This is a genomic window from Streptomyces sp. NPDC017993 (assembly GCF_044328065.1).
Taxonomy (GTDB): domain Bacteria; phylum Actinomycetota; class Actinomycetes; order Streptomycetales; family Streptomycetaceae; genus Streptomyces.
The window spans coordinates 344,390-358,591 of the sequence record NZ_JBIRGO010000004.1 but is presented as its reverse complement, the minus strand read 5'-3'; the positions used below and the strand labels follow the sequence as shown (position 1 = coordinate 358,591).

Here is a 14,202-nt window from a genome sequence, read left to right as displayed (position 1 = left end):
CCGGCGCTCCGGCCGTCCGGGTGTGCCGGCCGTCCGGCGTCCCGAGCGATCGGTGTCCCGCCCCGGTCGCTGCCCGACCGCCCCGGTGGCCCGCCGGCACCGTTCCGGGCGCCTGGCGGAAACCCAACGGCCGTACGCCCCAGGCCCGTTACGATCCCGGAATGCGCCGCACCGTACTCATCGACGCCCCCTCCAACCTCGGACTGCGCCCGCCCGCGCCCGGCACGGTCCCTGGCTGCTACAAGCTCGCCGGCGCGCTGCGCGACCAGGGGCTGCTACGGCGGCTCGGCGCACAGGACGGCGGGGTGGTGGTGCCCCCGCGCTACGACCGGGGGCAGTGGCAGGAGGGCGACGGCGACTTCCACGCCGACGCCATAGCCGGCTACACCCGCACACTCGCCGAGCGCGTCGAGACGCATGTCCGCGGCGGCGCGTTCCCGGTGCTGCTCGGCGGCGACTGCAGCATCCTGCTCGGCGCCGTCCTCGCGCTGCGCCGGCTGGGGCGGTACGGCGTGGCGTACCTCGACGGCCACGGCGATTTCCGACACCCCGGCAACACGGCGGTGACCGGCCCGGTGGGCGCCGCCGCCGGCGAGGGCGTCGCGCAGATCACCGGGCGCGGACAGCCGGACCTGACGGACATCGACGGACTGCGGCCCTACGTCCGGGACACCGACATCAGTGTCCTCGGCATCCGCGACGCCGACGAGGACCAGCCGGAGCTGACCGGCCTCGGCATCCGCCACGCCCCGGTCGGCGAGATACGCCGGCGCGGACCCGGGACGGTGGCGCGCGAGGCCCTCGGCCGCCTCCAGCACCCCCCGCTCGACGGCTTCTGGCTCCACCTCGACGCCGATGTCCTCGACCCCTCCGTCATGCCCGCCGTCGACAGCCCCGACCCCGACGGCCTGCTCACCGAAGAACTGCGCGGCCTGCTCGGACCCTTGGCCGCCTCACCGCGATGCGTCGGCGTCGATGTCACCATCTACGACCCGGACCGCGATCCCGAAGGAGCCGGTGCAGCGCTGCTCGCCGACCTCCTGGAGAGCGTCTTTGCGCAACCCTGACCTCACCTGTCCGCAACACGCCCTGTGCAGACCGGCCGCGACGATGTTCCATGGTCAACAGGCGGCCACCGCAGCAGAGGTGGCCCGGTCCAACCATGCGAGGCAGCCGTGGCCACGAGTGTGCGACGCACCACCTTGACCCTTCCCGCAGCGCCCATCGGCCCCGACAACCCCTTGCCCGCCCTGCGTGCCTCCGACGACCTGCACCGCATCCGGATTCCCGAGGACGCCGGCCTGCCCGCCGACATGGCGCGCCAGATCCACTACCAGCCGCTGCGCACGATCCTGCCCACGCCGAGGCGCGACGGCTACGGACGCCACCGCGAGCGCACCGAGGTCGAGGCGGTCGTCATCGAGAACGACCGGCTGCGCGCCACCGTCCTGCCGGGCCTCGGCGGCCGGGTGTACTCCCTGCACCACAAGCCCACCGACCGCGAACTGCTCTACCGCAACCCCGTCCTTCAGCCCGCCAACTTCGCCCTCAACGGCGCCTGGTTCTCCGGCGGCATCGAGTGGAACATCGGCGCCACGGGCCACACCACCCTCGCCTGTGCCCCGCTGCACGCCGCCCGGGTCCCCGCACCCGACGGCGGCGAAATGCTCCGGCTGTGGGAGTGGGAACGACTGCGTGACCTGCCCTTCCAGGTGGACCTCTGGCTGCCCGAGGGCTCGGATTTCCTGTACGTCGGCGTCCGCATCCGCAATCCGCACCACCACACCGCGCCGGTCTACTGGTGGTCCAACATCGCCGTCCCCGAAGCCGAGGGCACCCGCGTCGTCGCCCCTGCCGACGAGGCATGGCACTTCGGCTACGAGCACACCCTGCGCCGGGTCCCGGCCCCCGAGTCCGACGGCGCCGACCGCAGCTACCCGCTGCGCAGCGACGTCCCCGCCGACTACTTCTACGAGGTCCCCGACGGCGCCCGCCGCTGGATCACCTCCCTCGACGAGGGCGGCCGCGGCCTGGTGCAGACCTCCACCGACACACTGCGCGGCCGCAAGCTCTTCGTCTGGGGTGCCCAGCGGGCCGGGCGGCGCTGGCAGCGCTGGCTCACCGAGCCGGGAACCGGCGGCTACGCCGAGATCCAGGCGGGTCTGGCCCGTACCCAGCTGGAGCATGTGGAGCTCGACGGCGGAGGCGAGTTCAGCTGGCTGGAGGCGTACGGGCCGCTGGCCGCAGACCCGGCGGTGGTGCACGGCGACGACTGGAGCGCGGCCCGCGATGAGGTCGCCGCCCGGCTGGAGGCGGCCCTTCCACGGGCGGACGTCGACGCCGCCTACGCCGCCTGGCGGCCCTACGCCGACACCGAACCGAAGGAGCCGCTCGCCACCGGCTCCGGCTGGGGCGCGCTCGAAGCCGCGCGGGCCGGTCACGAACTGCCCGGCACGCCGTTCGACGCGGCCACCCTGGGCGAGGAACAGCAGCCGTGGCTGACCCTCCTCACCACCGGCGATCTGCCCGCCGACGCTCCGGTGCCCGGTGCCACGCAGGTCGCCCCTGCCTGGCGCGATCTGCTGGAGTCCGCCCGGCCCGGCCCGGCGACCGACTACCACCTCGGCCTCGCCCAGTGGCACGCCGGTGACCGTGCGCAGGCCGTCCGCAGTTGGGAGCGTGCGCTGTCGCACGGCGCCGGCTGTCTGCCGTTGTACTGCCTGGCGGTGGCCGAGTGGGAGGCGGGCGACGCGACGCGGGCCGCCGACCGCTTCGCGGAGGCGTTCGCCTGCGCCGACCGGGCCGCGCACTCCGCCCCGCCCGGCCCGTCCGCCCGTGTCTGGCGGGCGGCGCTGCCGGCCCTCGTCCGGGAGGCGGTCCCGGTCCTGCTCGCGGCGAGGCGGAGCGAGGAGGCGGCGGAACTGCTCGGGCGGCTGCCCGAGGGCGCGTCGGCCGACGGACGGTTCCGGCTGCTGACCGCCCAGGTGCTGCTCGACCGGGGTCGGACCGCCGAGGCCCGCGAGATCTTCGACGCGGGCTTCGAGATCGCCGATCTGCGGGAGGGCGACGAGACGTTGAGCGACACCTGGTACGCCGTCGCGGAACGCCTGGTGGCGGGCGAGGGCCCCGTCACCGACGAGGTACGCGCCACGGCCCGTGCCGAGCACCCGCTGCCGGAGCGGTACGAGTACCGGATGCGGCCCGTGTGACGGGTGCGGCCGGCGGAGTGGAGCCGGCTGGGACCGCGCGTCCCGGCCGGCGCTCCGTCAGGCCAGCGGCTTGTCCAGCACGGCCTTGCTGTGGCTGAAGGTGTCGAGGGAGTACTCGCCGTGGTAGCGGCCCATCCCGCTCTCGCCGACCCCGCCGAACGGCAGGTCCGGCGCGGTGAGATGGGCGACCGGCAGCCCGAAGGTGAGGGCGCCGGAGGAGGTCTCGGTCAGCAGCCGGTGCTTGGTGTCGTCGGACGCGGTGAACGCGTACAGCGCGAGCGGCTTGTCGCGCTCGTTGATGAACGCGATCGCCGCGTCCAGGTCGGGCACCCGCACGATCGGCAGGATCGGGCCGAAGATCTCCTCCCGCATCACCGGGGCGTCGGGGGCGACATCGGCGAGCACGGTGGGCGCCAGGTAGCGCGTGGCGCGGTCGTGGGTACCGCCGATGACCGTGCGGCCGCTGCCGATGAGCGCGGTCAGCCGGTCGAAGTGCCGCTCGTTGACGATCCGTCCGTACTCCGGGGCGGCGGCCGGGTCGGCCCCGAAGCGTTCGCGCACGGCCTCGGCGAGCTGCTGCTCCAGGCCCTCCGCGGTGTCGCCGACGGCCAGGACGTAGTCGGGCGCGACGCAGGTCTGTCCGGCGTTGAGGAACTTGCCCGTCACGATCCGCGCTGCCGCCGCGGCCAGATCGGTGCCCAGGTCGACGACGGCCGGGCTCTTGCCGCCGAGTTCGAGTGTGACCGGCGTCAGGTGCTTGGCGGCGGCCGCCATCACGATCCGGCCGACGGTGCCGTTGCCGGTGTAGAAGAGGTGGTCGAAGCGCTGCTCCAGCAGTGCGGTGGTCTCCGGGACGGCGCCCTCGACGACGGCCACCGCCTCGTCGTCCAGATGGCGCGGCAGCAGCCGTGCCAGCGCGGCGGAGGTGGCGGGGGCGAGTTCGCTGGGCTTGACGACGGCGCAGTTGCCCGCGGCCAGCGCCCCGACCAGCGGGGCGAGCGCCAGTTGCAGCGGGTAGTTCCAGGGGGCGATCACCAGGACGACGCCGAGGGGTTCGCGGACGACATGGCCGGTTGCCGGGAGCAGCCGCTCGGGGAGGTCCGCGGGCCGGGAGGCCAGCCAGTCGTCGAGATGGGCGAGGGTGTGGTCGATCTCGTTGATCGTGAAGCCGACCTCGGTGCGGTATGCCTCCTTGGGGCCCTTGCCCAGGTCGGCGTGGAGCGCCGCGACGAGGTCGTCGGTGTGCTCGGTGAGCAGGGTGCGCAGTGCCTCCAGCTGTCCGCGCCGCCAGGCCGTCGACCTGGTGCGGTGGGTGGCGAAGGTCGCGCGGAGCCGGTCCACGACGGCGGCGGCGTCCAGAGGCGTGGTGGGGGTGTGAGAAGCCATGCTCCCGAGGCTACATGAAACGAAAGTGTTTCGTTTCGTATTGAGTGGCGGCTAGACTCCCGGTGTGGCCGAACGCACCGAGAGCAACGAGACCGCGACCGCCGAGCGGCAGCCCGCCCGCGGCCGGCCTCGCGACGCCGGACGCGACCGGGCCCTGCTGGAGGCCACCGTGCAGGTCCTTCAGGAAAGCGGGTACGGCGGGCTGACCACCGCGGCGGTGGCCAAACGGGCCGGGGTGTCCACCGCGACGCTCTATCGCCGCTGGCGCTCCAAGGAAGACCTGGTCGTGGGCACCGCCGTCCGCTGGGCGGCCGACCTCGGCCCGCAGCCGGACACCGGCGGTCTCGAAGGCGACCTCGCCGCGCTGCTGCGGGACAAGGCCCACACCCTGGAAGGGCCGGGCGGCCGGCTGCTGCACGTGCTGATCGGGGAGGCCGCGCACAACGAGGCGCTGGCCCGGGTCCTGGACACCGCCATCGTCCAGCCCGTCCGCGATCGTGCGGCCACCGTGGTCCGGCGTGCGGTCGCCCGCGGCGACATCCCGCCGCTTGACGACGCGCACGTCCTCGCCGACCTCGTCGTCGGCTCGATGGTCAGCCGGCTCTTCCTCACTCCCGACACTCAGCCTCCGGCATCCCGCACCCCCTCGTCCGGGGAGGCGATGGCACGGGAGCTGCTCCCGTTCCTGCTGCGCGCGCTGGGCGCGTCCACCGCTGCCGACGGGGGATGAACTCCAACGCGCCCGCCCTGCCGCCGTGCTGACGCGTACGCCATTCGGTGACCGTCCCGGCCGTGAGGGAATGATCCCGGCCCGTCACTCGTTGTCACGATCATGAAGGCGATCATCACCAACAGCTATGGCGGACCCGAGGTCCTCGAATACACCGACCAGCCGGACCCGAAGGTGGCTCCCGACGCGGTCCTGGTCCGGGTGAAGGCGGCCGGCGTCAATCCCGTGGACTGGAAGATCGTCGCGGGCTATCTGGACGCGTTGATGCACATGCACTTCCCCCTCATCCCCGGCTGGGACGTCGCGGGCGTGGTCGAGGCGGTCGGTGTGGACGCTACCGAGTACGCGGTCGGCGACGAGGTGATGGGCTACGTCCGCAAGGACGAGGTCCAGCACGGCACCTTCGCGGAACTGGTCTCCGCGCCGGTCCGCACCCTCGCGCGCAAGCCGGCCTCGCTCAACTGGCAGCAGGCGGCGGGACTGCCGCTCGCCGGGCTCACCGCCTATCAGGCGCTCAAGCGGGTCGGCACCCGGCAGGGCGAGACGGTCCTGGTGCACGCCGCCGCGGGCGGCGTCGGATCGCTCGCCGTGCAGATCGCGGTGGCCCAGGGGGCCCGCGTCATCGGCACGGCGAGCGAGCGCAACCACGAGTTCCTGCGGTCCCTCGGCGCCGAGCCGGTGAGTTACGGCGACGGTCTCGCCGACCGGGTGCGGGAGCTGGCCCCCGAAGGGGTGGACGTGGCGGTCGACTTCGTCGGCGGCGGCGCCGTGGACGTCTCGCAGGAGGTCCTCAAGGACCGGACCCGGGTGGTGTCCGTCGCGGACGCCGAGGTCACCGCGAAAGGCGGTCACATGGTGTGGGTGCGCCCCGACAGCGCGGATCTGACCGCCCTCGGCGACCTCGCGGAGGCCGGCAAGCTCACCGTGCCGGTCGACGCGACGTTCCCCCTGTCCGAGGCGGCGGAGGCATTCCGCCGCAGTATGGCGGGCCGCACCCGCGGCAAGATCGTCCTGGACGTTTCCTGACCAGGGGCCCGTGGGGCCACGGTTGCCGAGAGGCAGGCGACGCAGGCGACTCGGCCGCTTGAGGAGAGCGGCCGAGTCGCCCGGCGATCCACTGCGCCCGGCCTCGGCACGGTGGGTGCGCCGCCGGGGGAGTTGTTCAGGCGTCCTGCCGCCGGTCGACGTACTCGAAGACCGAGCCGTCCGGGTGGCGGGCCACCAGGTTGCGGCCGATAGGCGTGGACAGCGGGCCCGCGATGATGTCCGCACCGACCGCCGACAGATCGGCGACGGCCTCGTCCACGTCCTTGACGGCGAGCGTCGCCGTGATCTTCCGCAGTACCGACAACTCCGCCTCGGGGCCGCTCATCAGGAAGAAGCACCCGACGGCCGCGACCGCGACGCCGCCGCGCTGGAAGCGGACCGCCTCGGCGCCGGTCAGTCGTTCGTAGACGCCGACCGCGGCCTCGAGATCGCTGACGCACACCCGCAATGAGGTCCCCAGAATGTCCATGCGGGCAAGCCTAGTTGGCGTGCCTCGGGGTGCGCGATCACTTGGACATGATCAGACCGTCCTTCGCCGCGCCCCGGGACAGCACGATGTTCCGGATGCTGTCGCGGGCCGCGGTGTAGTCGGTGCGGCCGGGCTCCCGGGCCAGGGCGTCGGCGAGGTTCACCACCCGGAAGCGGTCCTTCAGATCGGTGAGCTGGGGTATGAACTCGGCCTTGTCGACGGGCCAGCGGTCACCGGGCCGGGCCGGGCGGGCGAAGGTGAAGCGGGCCATCGAACTCTGGTTGCCGCGCCCGTCGACCACGTCCGGCGGGTTGTACATGTAGCCCGCCAGCTGGTCGCCCATGCCGTAGACGACCCAGGTGCCGTTGACCTTCTCGTAGGCCTGCGGGACATGCGCGTGGGTGCCCAGGATCAGGTCGATGTCGGGCCGTCCCGCGGTGCGCGAGGCGGTCAGGGCGTGCGCCAGGGTGCGCTGCTGCTCGTCGGGCTCCTGCTGCCACTCCGTGCCCCAGTGGACGCTGACCACGACGACATCCGCACCGGCTTCGCGGGCGGACCGGGCGTCGGCGATGATCTTCTTCCGGTCGATCAGATTGACCGCCCACGGCTGTCCTTGGGGCAGCGGTATGCCATTGGTGGCGTAGGTGTAGGAAAGCTGCGCGACCTTGGCGGGGCCGGCCTGCATCAGGGATATTCGGCCGGCTTCGGCGGCGGAGCGGGCCGCGCCGGCGTGACGCAGCCCCGCGGCGTCCATCGCACCGAGCGTGCGCCGCACTCCGTCCGCGCCGTCGTCGAGGGTGTGGTTGGAGGCGGTGGAGCAGGAGTCGTAGCCGGTGTGCTTGAGGGCGGCGGCGACCTGCGGCGGAGACTTGAAGGCGGGGTAGCCGGAGAACGGCCCGCCGTCCTTGCCGTACACCGTCTCCATGTGGCATATCGCCAGGTCGGCGCGGCTGACCACGGGTCTGACCCCGGCAAGCATGGGGCGGAAGTCATGGCCGCGGCCGCCGGCGTCCGTATGGGACTGCTTGATTATCTCCGTGTGCGGGAGGACGTCCCCGGTGGCCAGGAGGGTGAATCCGGGCCCCCGCGCGGCCCGGGCGACATGCGGCGGGGCCGGGTCCGAGGAGCGTGCGGGACCAGCGGGCTGCTGGGTTCCGCAGCCCGCCGCGAGCAGGGTGAGTGCCGCCACGGCGGCCAGTCGCTGTTGAGTCACGACTGACCTATACCGGGATAAATAGGATTATATGCCGGACGGGGGAGAGGGTTGCGCCGTCAGTTGGACAGCGCACCCCCTTCCGTCCGGAAGTGGCTACGGCGGTGGCCGCAGCGCTGTCAGACGCGGCACAGGATTTCGCCGTGCAGAACCGCGAACCAGCCGTCCTCCTCGGCGGCCCACTCGCGCCAGGCGCGGGCGATACGGTCCAGCTCGCCCGCCGTGGCGTGCCCGCCGTCCACCGCCATCCGCGCGTATGCCGAGGCGACCGTGCGGTCCGCCCACAGCTCGCCCCACCAGGACCGTTCCTCGGGGGTGCGGTAGCACCAGGTGCCGGTGGTCGCGGTGACCGCGGCCGGGTCGAAGCCGGCTTGGCGGGCCCAAGCGTGCAGCCGGCGTCCGGCGTCCGGTTCGCCGCCGTTGGCGCGGGCCACCCGCAGGTACAGCTGCTGCCAGTCGGCCAGCCCGTCGACCTCCGGATACCAGGTCATGGCCGAGTAGTCCGCATCGCGGACAGCCACGATTCCGCCGGGCCTGGTGACGCGGCGCATCTCGCGCAGCGCCTGCACCGGGTCGCCCACGTGCTGCAGAACCTGGTGGGCATGCGTCACGCAGAAGGAGTTGTCCGGGTAGTCCAGTGCGTGGACGTCCCCGACCGCGAAGCGGACATTGTCGAGCCCGCGCGCGGCGGCGGTGGCACGCGCCTGCTCCAGCACGGCCGGCGCGTGCTCCAGGCCGGTGACCTGTCCGTCCGGTACCCGTGCGGCCAGGTCGGCGGTGATGGTGCCGGGGCCGCAGCCGATGTCCAGGATCTGCATGTGCGGCAGGAGCGAATCCAGCAGGTATCCGGCCGAGTTGGCTGCGGTGCGCCAGGTGTGTGAGCGCAGTACGGACTCGTGGTGGCCGTGTGTGTAGACGGCGGACTCCTGCGGCATGGCCGGCTCCTTCGCGTTCCCGGGAGGGCGGCCGGTGGCGCAACGACACGCCCACCGACCGCCACTCGGCGTGCGCGGGGGCCTACCGGGCACGCCTTTCGGTGTGGTGGTCACACCGTACGCGGGGATCTCGCATCATGAGAGCTATATCTCACCATTCGGGCAGGAGGCGGTAGACCGTCAACGCCTCGTTCTGCTTTTCCAGGGTCAACTGGCGTGGTGCCGCAGCCACCTCACCGTCGAAGGCGAGGTCCGTGCCCGGCGGCAGGCCCTCGATCCGCAGCCCGCGCAGCCTGGCCTCGCTGAGGACCGGCGAGTGCCGCGGGGTGCCCATCAGCGCCGCCGTCAGCAGGCGGGTGCGGGCCAGCCGGCCACCGTGCACCACCCGGACGTCGAGCACCCCGTCCGCCAGGTCGTGCCGGCGCACCGGAGCGAGGCCCAGTCCCCGGTACTGGCAGTTGCCGACGAACAGCATCCACACGGCCCGCCGCTTGCCGTTCACGTGCACCGTCAGCGGCTCCGCGGTGCGCAGCACCTCCCAGGCGGCGAGCACGCCGGCCGGCCAGGCGCCGATGCGGCCCGCCCACTTCTCCCGGATCCGCACCAGTTCCGGATAGGCGCCGACCGAGAAGGTGTTGAGAAAGACCTGCGCCTCACGATGCGGGCCGGCGCGGAACCGCGCCACGTCCACCGCGACCGCCTCGCCGCTCTCCACGGCGCGCGCCGCATCCCCGTAGGTCTCGATCCCCAGGTCGTAGGCGAAATGGTTGTGGGTGCCGCCCGGCAGTACCGCCAGCGGCAGGCCGTGCCGCAGCGCGACCGCCGCCGCGGCGTTGATGGTGCCGTCGCCACCGAGCACGCCCAGGGCGCCGTTCAGCTGCCTGGCCCGCTCCGCGGCGTCCTCCAGGAGCTTGTCCAGCGGCTGCGCGTCCGGCCCGCCGCACTCGCGCACCTCGGCCTGCGGGAGCACCCCGTGCACCTCCTGGGCGCGGTCGGGGCGCGGCCCACCACGCTGCCCCGAGCCCGAGTTCGCCACCACGACCAGACCGCGCCCACCGGGCAGTGCCGGCGCGTCCGCCCGTGGCCGGGCGGGCGGCGCCAGCTGCGCACGGGTGGGGGCGACACCGCGCACCGCCAACGCCGCACCGGCCCCCAGCGCAGCGCCGGCCAGCACATCGCCCGGATAGTGGACGCCCGTGTAGATGCGCGAGAACGCCACCGACGCGGCGACCGGTGCCAGTGCCAGGCCCCACCACCTGTTCTCGAAGGCGACACCGGTGGCGAAGGCCACCGCCGACGCCGCGTGCCCGGACGGGAAGGAGGAGGTGAAGGGCTGGCGGCCGAGCTGCCGTATGACGGGCACCGTGTCCAGCAGCGGGCGGTCGCGCCGTACGGAGCGCTTGCCGAAGGTGTTCACCGTCGCCGACGCCACCGCCAGTGAGGCCACCCCGCGCAAGGCGGCCCGGCGGGCGGGCCGGCCGCCGAGCGCGGCCGCGCCGGCCGCGATGCCGAACCACAGGAGTCCGTGGTTGGCGCTGCGGGTCAGCCTGGGCAGCACCCGCTGGGCGCCGGGCCACTCGCGAGAGGCGACCCGTTCGAAGGTCCGCCGGTCGAGGTTGGTCAGAAGCGTTCGCATGCGCCACCTTGTACCCCAGCCGTGGCGCCGCAGGCCACCATGGCGCCGCTCGCGGCGTCGGCTGTCTCACACCGCGGCCGCGCCCGGCCTGCGTCGAAACCGGGTGACGGGCACCGCCGGGTGTGCTTGCATGCCCCGGTGATCAGGAGACGTGCCGACGGCGACCTCGATGCCCTGGTGGCCGTCCTGGCGGAGGTGCACACCCACAGCGGCTACCCGCACCACTGGCCCGCCGAGCCGGCGAGCTGGCTGACTCCGGGAGACCTGACCGCCGCCTGGGTCGCCGAGGCGGACGGCGCGATCGTCGGCCACGCGGCGCTCTGCGGACGGGAGATCAGCCGGCTGTACGTCGCCCCGGCCGCCCGGGGGCGGGGCCTCGGTGGGAGCCTGCTGCGCGGCGTCGAACGGGAGGCGGCGGCGCGCGGGCTGCGGCCCGTCCTGGAGGTGAAGGCCACCGACACCTCGGCCATCGCCCTCTACGAGCGGCAGGGCTGGGTCCGCCGGGCCACCGAGCGGCAGGACTGGGGCGCGGGCGAGACCGTCGAGGTCCACCGCTACGAGGCGCCGCACCGCGCGGCCCCGGCCGCGGACGACTGACCCCGGTGGGCCTCCGAGGCTCCCCGGCGCCGGGGAAACGGCGCCCACCCCTGTCGTACGCGCGAGCGAACGGTTGCCCCATACGGCCCCGACCCCCCGCCGCGGTGCCCGGCACCACCCCCGGCTGACGTGTCGCCCCCCACCGCCACGGCCCCGATCTGCAAAGGTGGACGGGGCCCGTCCCTCATGTGAGGGCCCACGATCGACCTGCCGTCGTGGAGTGTGGAGGTACGGATGCAGCGGACCGTCCATGATCCGCAGCGGGAGCCGGACCCGGACCCGCCGGTGGGCCTGCCGGTCCTTCCGGACCTCGCCGCGCACCTCTCCGCTGCCGCCGGCCGCACCGAACCCGAGCCCCCCGGCGGCTCCCTGCCGCTGCGCGCCGCCGGCTGCGGCTACTGGGAACGCCGCGGCCTGGTCACCGACCCCGACCGGGTGCTCGCCGCCCCGGGGACACCGACCCTGCTCCTCGCGCTGTACGCCGCGGCAGGCGGCGCCGTGGTGCTGCCGCGCCCCTGCTCGCAGTGGTACGCGCCGCCCGCCCGGCTGCTGGGCCGGCCGGTGCACCTCGTACCCGTGCCCGCCGAATCCGGCGGCGTGCCCGACCCGTTCGCGCTGCTGGAGACCGTCCGGCGGGCCCGGATGCACGGCGAGGCCCCCCGCGTCCTGGTGCTCTCCGTCGCCGACGATCCGACCGGCACCTGCCCGCCGCCCGAGCAGCTGCACGAGGTCTGTGAGGCGGCGGCCGAGGAGGGGCTGTGGGTCATCAGCGACGAGTCGCGCCGCGACCTGCTGCACGATCCGCACGACACGGTGGTGCTCAGCCCCGCCGAGATGCTGCCCGACGAGGTCGTGGTGGTGTCCGATCTGCGGGCCACCCTGGTGCCCGCGTCCTGGCCCGTGGCGCTCGCCCGGTTCCCGGCCACCGACAGCGGCGCCGCACTGCGGGCCGCGGCGCACCAAGCGCTGGCCGGCCTCGGCGGCCCGCTGCCCGGCCCGATCGCCTGCGCCGTCACCCACGCGCTCGGCGAACCCGACGCCGTACGCAGGAGGACAGCCACCGCCGCCCGGGTGTACGGCACGCTGACCTCGGCACTCCATCGAGCCTTCGCCGACGCCGGTGCCGTGTGCCGCCCTCCGCACGCCGGCAGCCATGTGTACGCCGACCTCGACCCGCTGCGCCGCCCCCTGGCCGCTCGCGGCATCACCGATTCCGTCGCGCTGGAGCGGGAGTTGGCACCCTGGGCGGGTCGTGGCGGCCACCGGTTCGGAGACGACCCGGGCGCCCTGCGGGTGCGGCTGGGCGCAGAGGCGCTTCTCGGTGCGGACATGGAGTTGCGGCAACGTGCGCTGGACGCGGTCGATCCTCTCCAACTACCGCATGTCGACGAGACGTTGATCGCCCTGTCCCGCGCGCTGGCCGGGCTCGCGGCCCCGTAGGGCTGAGCGCCGGCGTCCGCCGCGCTCTGCCTCAGCAAGCAACTGCCCCAACTGTTCCGCATCCGCCCTGGTGGTGCCCACCGAATGGAGCCCGTCGATGACCGAACAGACCGAGCGCTCCGGCGCCGGGTCCGCACCGGGCGAGCGACGCCCGGCCGTCGAACGGAGCGCCCTGACAGGACCTCCTGAGGCAACGCGGGTGACGGCCGCGATGCCGTCGGCCGAAACGGCGGTCCAGGCCGACGGCGGGACGGGCGTGGACGGCGCGGACGGCGCGGACGGTGAGGCCATCGCGACGGCCGTCGGCGTCGAGGGCGCGCGGCCCCGGGGTGGGCAGGTGCATGTCGTCGAGCCCGCCCTCCCCGCCGAGGGCGCGGCAGGTCCGGTGGCCGACCGTCCGGCGTACCCACCCGCGGGGCCCGACGCTCCTGTCCTCCCGCCCACCACCCAGCCACCGCTGTCCGAGCCCCGTCCGCTGGGCGAACCTCGCAGCTGGCCGCGCGACTTCACCGACCGGCTGACGGCACCGCTGCCAGGCGTCCGCGCGCTCGCCAGGATCGCCCGGGAGGGCAAGCTGCGGCCGGTGCCCGAAGCGCTCCGTCAAATCGCCGAACTCCCTTTCGCGCCCGGTTCGTTGCCGACTGCGGGCCCCACGACCGTCGCCCTCACCTGGGCCGGGCACGCCAGTTGGGTCATCCGGATCGGCGGCCTGACCGTACTGACCGACCCGGTCTGGTCCCGCAAGATCCTCGGCACTCCGGCCAGGGTCACCCCGGTCGGCGTCCGCTGGGAGGACCTGCCCCGCGTCGACGCGGTCGTCATCAGCCACAACCACTACGACCATCTCGACGCCCCGACGCTGAAACGCCTGCCGCGCGAGACCACGCTCCTGCTCCCCGCCGGAATGGCCCCTTGGGCCAGGCGCCGCGGCTTCACCCAGGTCACCGACCTCGACTGGTGGGAGGGCGTCGAACTGCCCGCCCCCGGCGGCGCCGTACGCGTCGACTTCGTCCCGGCCCACCACTGGAGCAAGCGGACACTCACCGACACCTGCCGCTCCCTCTGGGGCGGTTGGGTGCTCACCGCGCCCGACGGGAGGCGGATCCACTTCGCCGGGGACACCGGCTACGGTCACTGGTTCGAGGAGATCGGCCGCCGCTACCGTGGCATCGATCTGGCCCTGCTGCCCATCGGCGCCTACGACCCGCGCTGGATGCTGCGCCCGGTGCACACCGACCCGGAGGAAGCCGTCCGGGCCTGCCAGGACCTCGGTGCCCGGAGCCTGGTGCCGATGCACTGGTCGACGTTCCTGCTCTCCGCCGAGCCGCCCCTGGAGCCGTTGCACCGCGTCCGGGCCGCCTGGGCCGCCACCGGCCGCGCCAGGGAAGACCTCTGGGACCTGCCGGTCGGCGGGTCGCGGGTTCTCGCCGAGGTCTGAGGGCGTCGGGGCTGGGTGCCAAGGTGCCCTGGGTGCTCGGGGGCTGGCTCGTCGAGGCCCCCGACGTCGGCAGGCCGGTCCTCCGCCTCTCCGCATCTCCGC

General features: G+C 73.9%; 12 protein-coding genes. 7 read left to right on the top strand and 5 right to left on the bottom strand.

From position 1 onward, the window contains the following. Positions 1 to 161: 161 nt before the first annotated feature. Together ACH4FH_RS08935 and ACH4FH_RS08930 are read left to right on the top strand one after the other, a co-directional pair. Entirely contained in the window at positions 162 to 1,067 is a 906-nt protein-coding gene (locus ACH4FH_RS08935) for an arginase family protein (RefSeq protein ID WP_398555071.1), read from the top strand. A gap of 108 nt (positions 1,068 to 1,175) precedes the next feature. Continuing rightward, positions 1,176 to 3,209 carry a DUF5107 domain-containing protein gene (locus ACH4FH_RS08930; protein WP_398555070.1) on the top strand — a complete coding sequence of 678 codons (2,034 nt, stop codon included), beginning with the start codon at positions 1,176 to 1,178 and terminating at the stop codon, positions 3,207 to 3,209. 57 nt (positions 3,210 to 3,266) lie between these two features. On the opposite strand, the gene ACH4FH_RS08925 is transcribed toward ACH4FH_RS08930, so the two are convergent. Beyond that, on the bottom strand, positions 3,267 to 4,595 hold the full coding sequence (locus ACH4FH_RS08925; RefSeq protein WP_398555069.1) for an aldehyde dehydrogenase family protein: 1,329 nt from the start codon (positions 4,593 to 4,595) through the stop codon (positions 3,267 to 3,269). A gap of 64 nt (positions 4,596 to 4,659) precedes the next feature. Here ACH4FH_RS08925 and ACH4FH_RS08920 point away from each other — a divergent pair, with 64 nt between their 5' ends. Continuing rightward, positions 4,660 to 5,325: a TetR/AcrR family transcriptional regulator gene (locus tag ACH4FH_RS08920; protein ID WP_398555068.1), complete on the top strand. Its 666-nt coding sequence runs from the start codon at positions 4,660 to 4,662 to the stop codon at positions 5,323 to 5,325. A gap of 102 nt (positions 5,326 to 5,427) precedes the next feature. Further along, a complete protein-coding gene (locus ACH4FH_RS08915) occupies positions 5,428 to 6,351 on the top strand; it encodes an NADP-dependent oxidoreductase (RefSeq protein ID WP_398555067.1) in 924 nt (307 codons plus the stop codon). A gap of 136 nt (positions 6,352 to 6,487) precedes the next feature. Here the strand turns inward: ACH4FH_RS08915 and ACH4FH_RS08910 are convergent, their stop codons facing one another. The 4 genes from ACH4FH_RS08910 to ACH4FH_RS08895 form a co-directional block, all read right to left on the bottom strand. Then, positions 6,488 to 6,841 carry a VOC family protein gene (locus tag ACH4FH_RS08910; protein ID WP_398555066.1) on the bottom strand — a complete coding sequence of 118 codons (354 nt, stop codon included), beginning with the start codon at positions 6,839 to 6,841 and terminating at the stop codon, positions 6,488 to 6,490. Positions 6,842 to 6,878: 37 nt separating this feature from the next. Further along, positions 6,879 to 8,054 carry a CapA family protein gene (locus tag ACH4FH_RS08905; protein WP_398555065.1) on the bottom strand — a complete coding sequence of 392 codons (1,176 nt, stop codon included), beginning with the start codon at positions 8,052 to 8,054 and terminating at the stop codon, positions 6,879 to 6,881. 119 nt (positions 8,055 to 8,173) lie between these two features. Continuing rightward, positions 8,174 to 8,989 (bottom strand): class I SAM-dependent methyltransferase, encoded by an 816-nt coding sequence (locus ACH4FH_RS08900; protein WP_398555064.1) that lies wholly within the window; start codon positions 8,987 to 8,989, stop codon positions 8,174 to 8,176. A 151-nt stretch (positions 8,990 to 9,140) separates the two neighbouring features. Then, positions 9,141 to 10,625 carry a bifunctional phosphatase PAP2/diacylglycerol kinase family protein gene (locus ACH4FH_RS08895; protein WP_398555063.1) on the bottom strand — a complete coding sequence of 495 codons (1,485 nt, stop codon included), beginning with the start codon at positions 10,623 to 10,625 and terminating at the stop codon, positions 9,141 to 9,143. A 138-nt stretch (positions 10,626 to 10,763) separates the two neighbouring features. Here ACH4FH_RS08895 and ACH4FH_RS08890 point away from each other — a divergent pair, with 138 nt between their 5' ends. The 3 genes from ACH4FH_RS08890 (at position 10,764) to ACH4FH_RS08880 (ending at position 14,100) form a co-directional block, all read left to right on the top strand. Next, the gene (locus ACH4FH_RS08890) at positions 10,764 to 11,222 is read left to right on the top strand and encodes a GNAT family N-acetyltransferase (RefSeq protein WP_398555062.1); all 459 of its coding nucleotides are present in this window, start codon (positions 10,764 to 10,766) and stop codon (positions 11,220 to 11,222) included. Between the two features lie 234 nt (positions 11,223 to 11,456). Next, entirely contained in the window at positions 11,457 to 12,662 is a 1,206-nt protein-coding gene (locus ACH4FH_RS08885) for an aminotransferase class I/II-fold pyridoxal phosphate-dependent enzyme (RefSeq protein WP_398555061.1), read from the top strand. A 457-nt stretch (positions 12,663 to 13,119) separates the two neighbouring features. After that, on the top strand, positions 13,120 to 14,100 hold the full coding sequence (locus tag ACH4FH_RS08880; RefSeq protein ID WP_398555220.1) for an MBL fold metallo-hydrolase: 981 nt from the start codon (positions 13,120 to 13,122) through the stop codon (positions 14,098 to 14,100). Positions 14,101 to 14,202: the final 102 nt, after the last annotated feature.

Bases quoted from the DNA above. Each gene is read 5' to 3' on its own strand.
- ACH4FH_RS08935 (WP_398555071.1), top strand. From the start codon at position 162: ATGCGCCGCACCGTACTCATCGACGCCCCCTCCAACCTCGGACTGCGC.
- ACH4FH_RS08925 (WP_398555069.1), bottom strand. From the start codon at position 4,595: ATGGCTTCTCACACCCCCACCACGCCTCTGGACGCCGCCGCCGTCGTG.
- ACH4FH_RS08915 (WP_398555067.1), top strand. From the start codon at position 5,428: ATGAAGGCGATCATCACCAACAGCTATGGCGGACCCGAGGTCCTCGAA.
- ACH4FH_RS08910 (WP_398555066.1), bottom strand. From the start codon at position 6,841: ATGGACATTCTGGGGACCTCATTGCGGGTGTGCGTCAGCGATCTCGAG.
- ACH4FH_RS08900 (WP_398555064.1), bottom strand. From the start codon at position 8,989: ATGCCGCAGGAGTCCGCCGTCTACACACACGGCCACCACGAGTCCGTA.
- ACH4FH_RS08895 (WP_398555063.1), bottom strand. From the start codon at position 10,625: ATGCGAACGCTTCTGACCAACCTCGACCGGCGGACCTTCGAACGGGTC.
- ACH4FH_RS08885 (WP_398555061.1), top strand. From the start codon at position 11,457: ATGCAGCGGACCGTCCATGATCCGCAGCGGGAGCCGGACCCGGACCCG.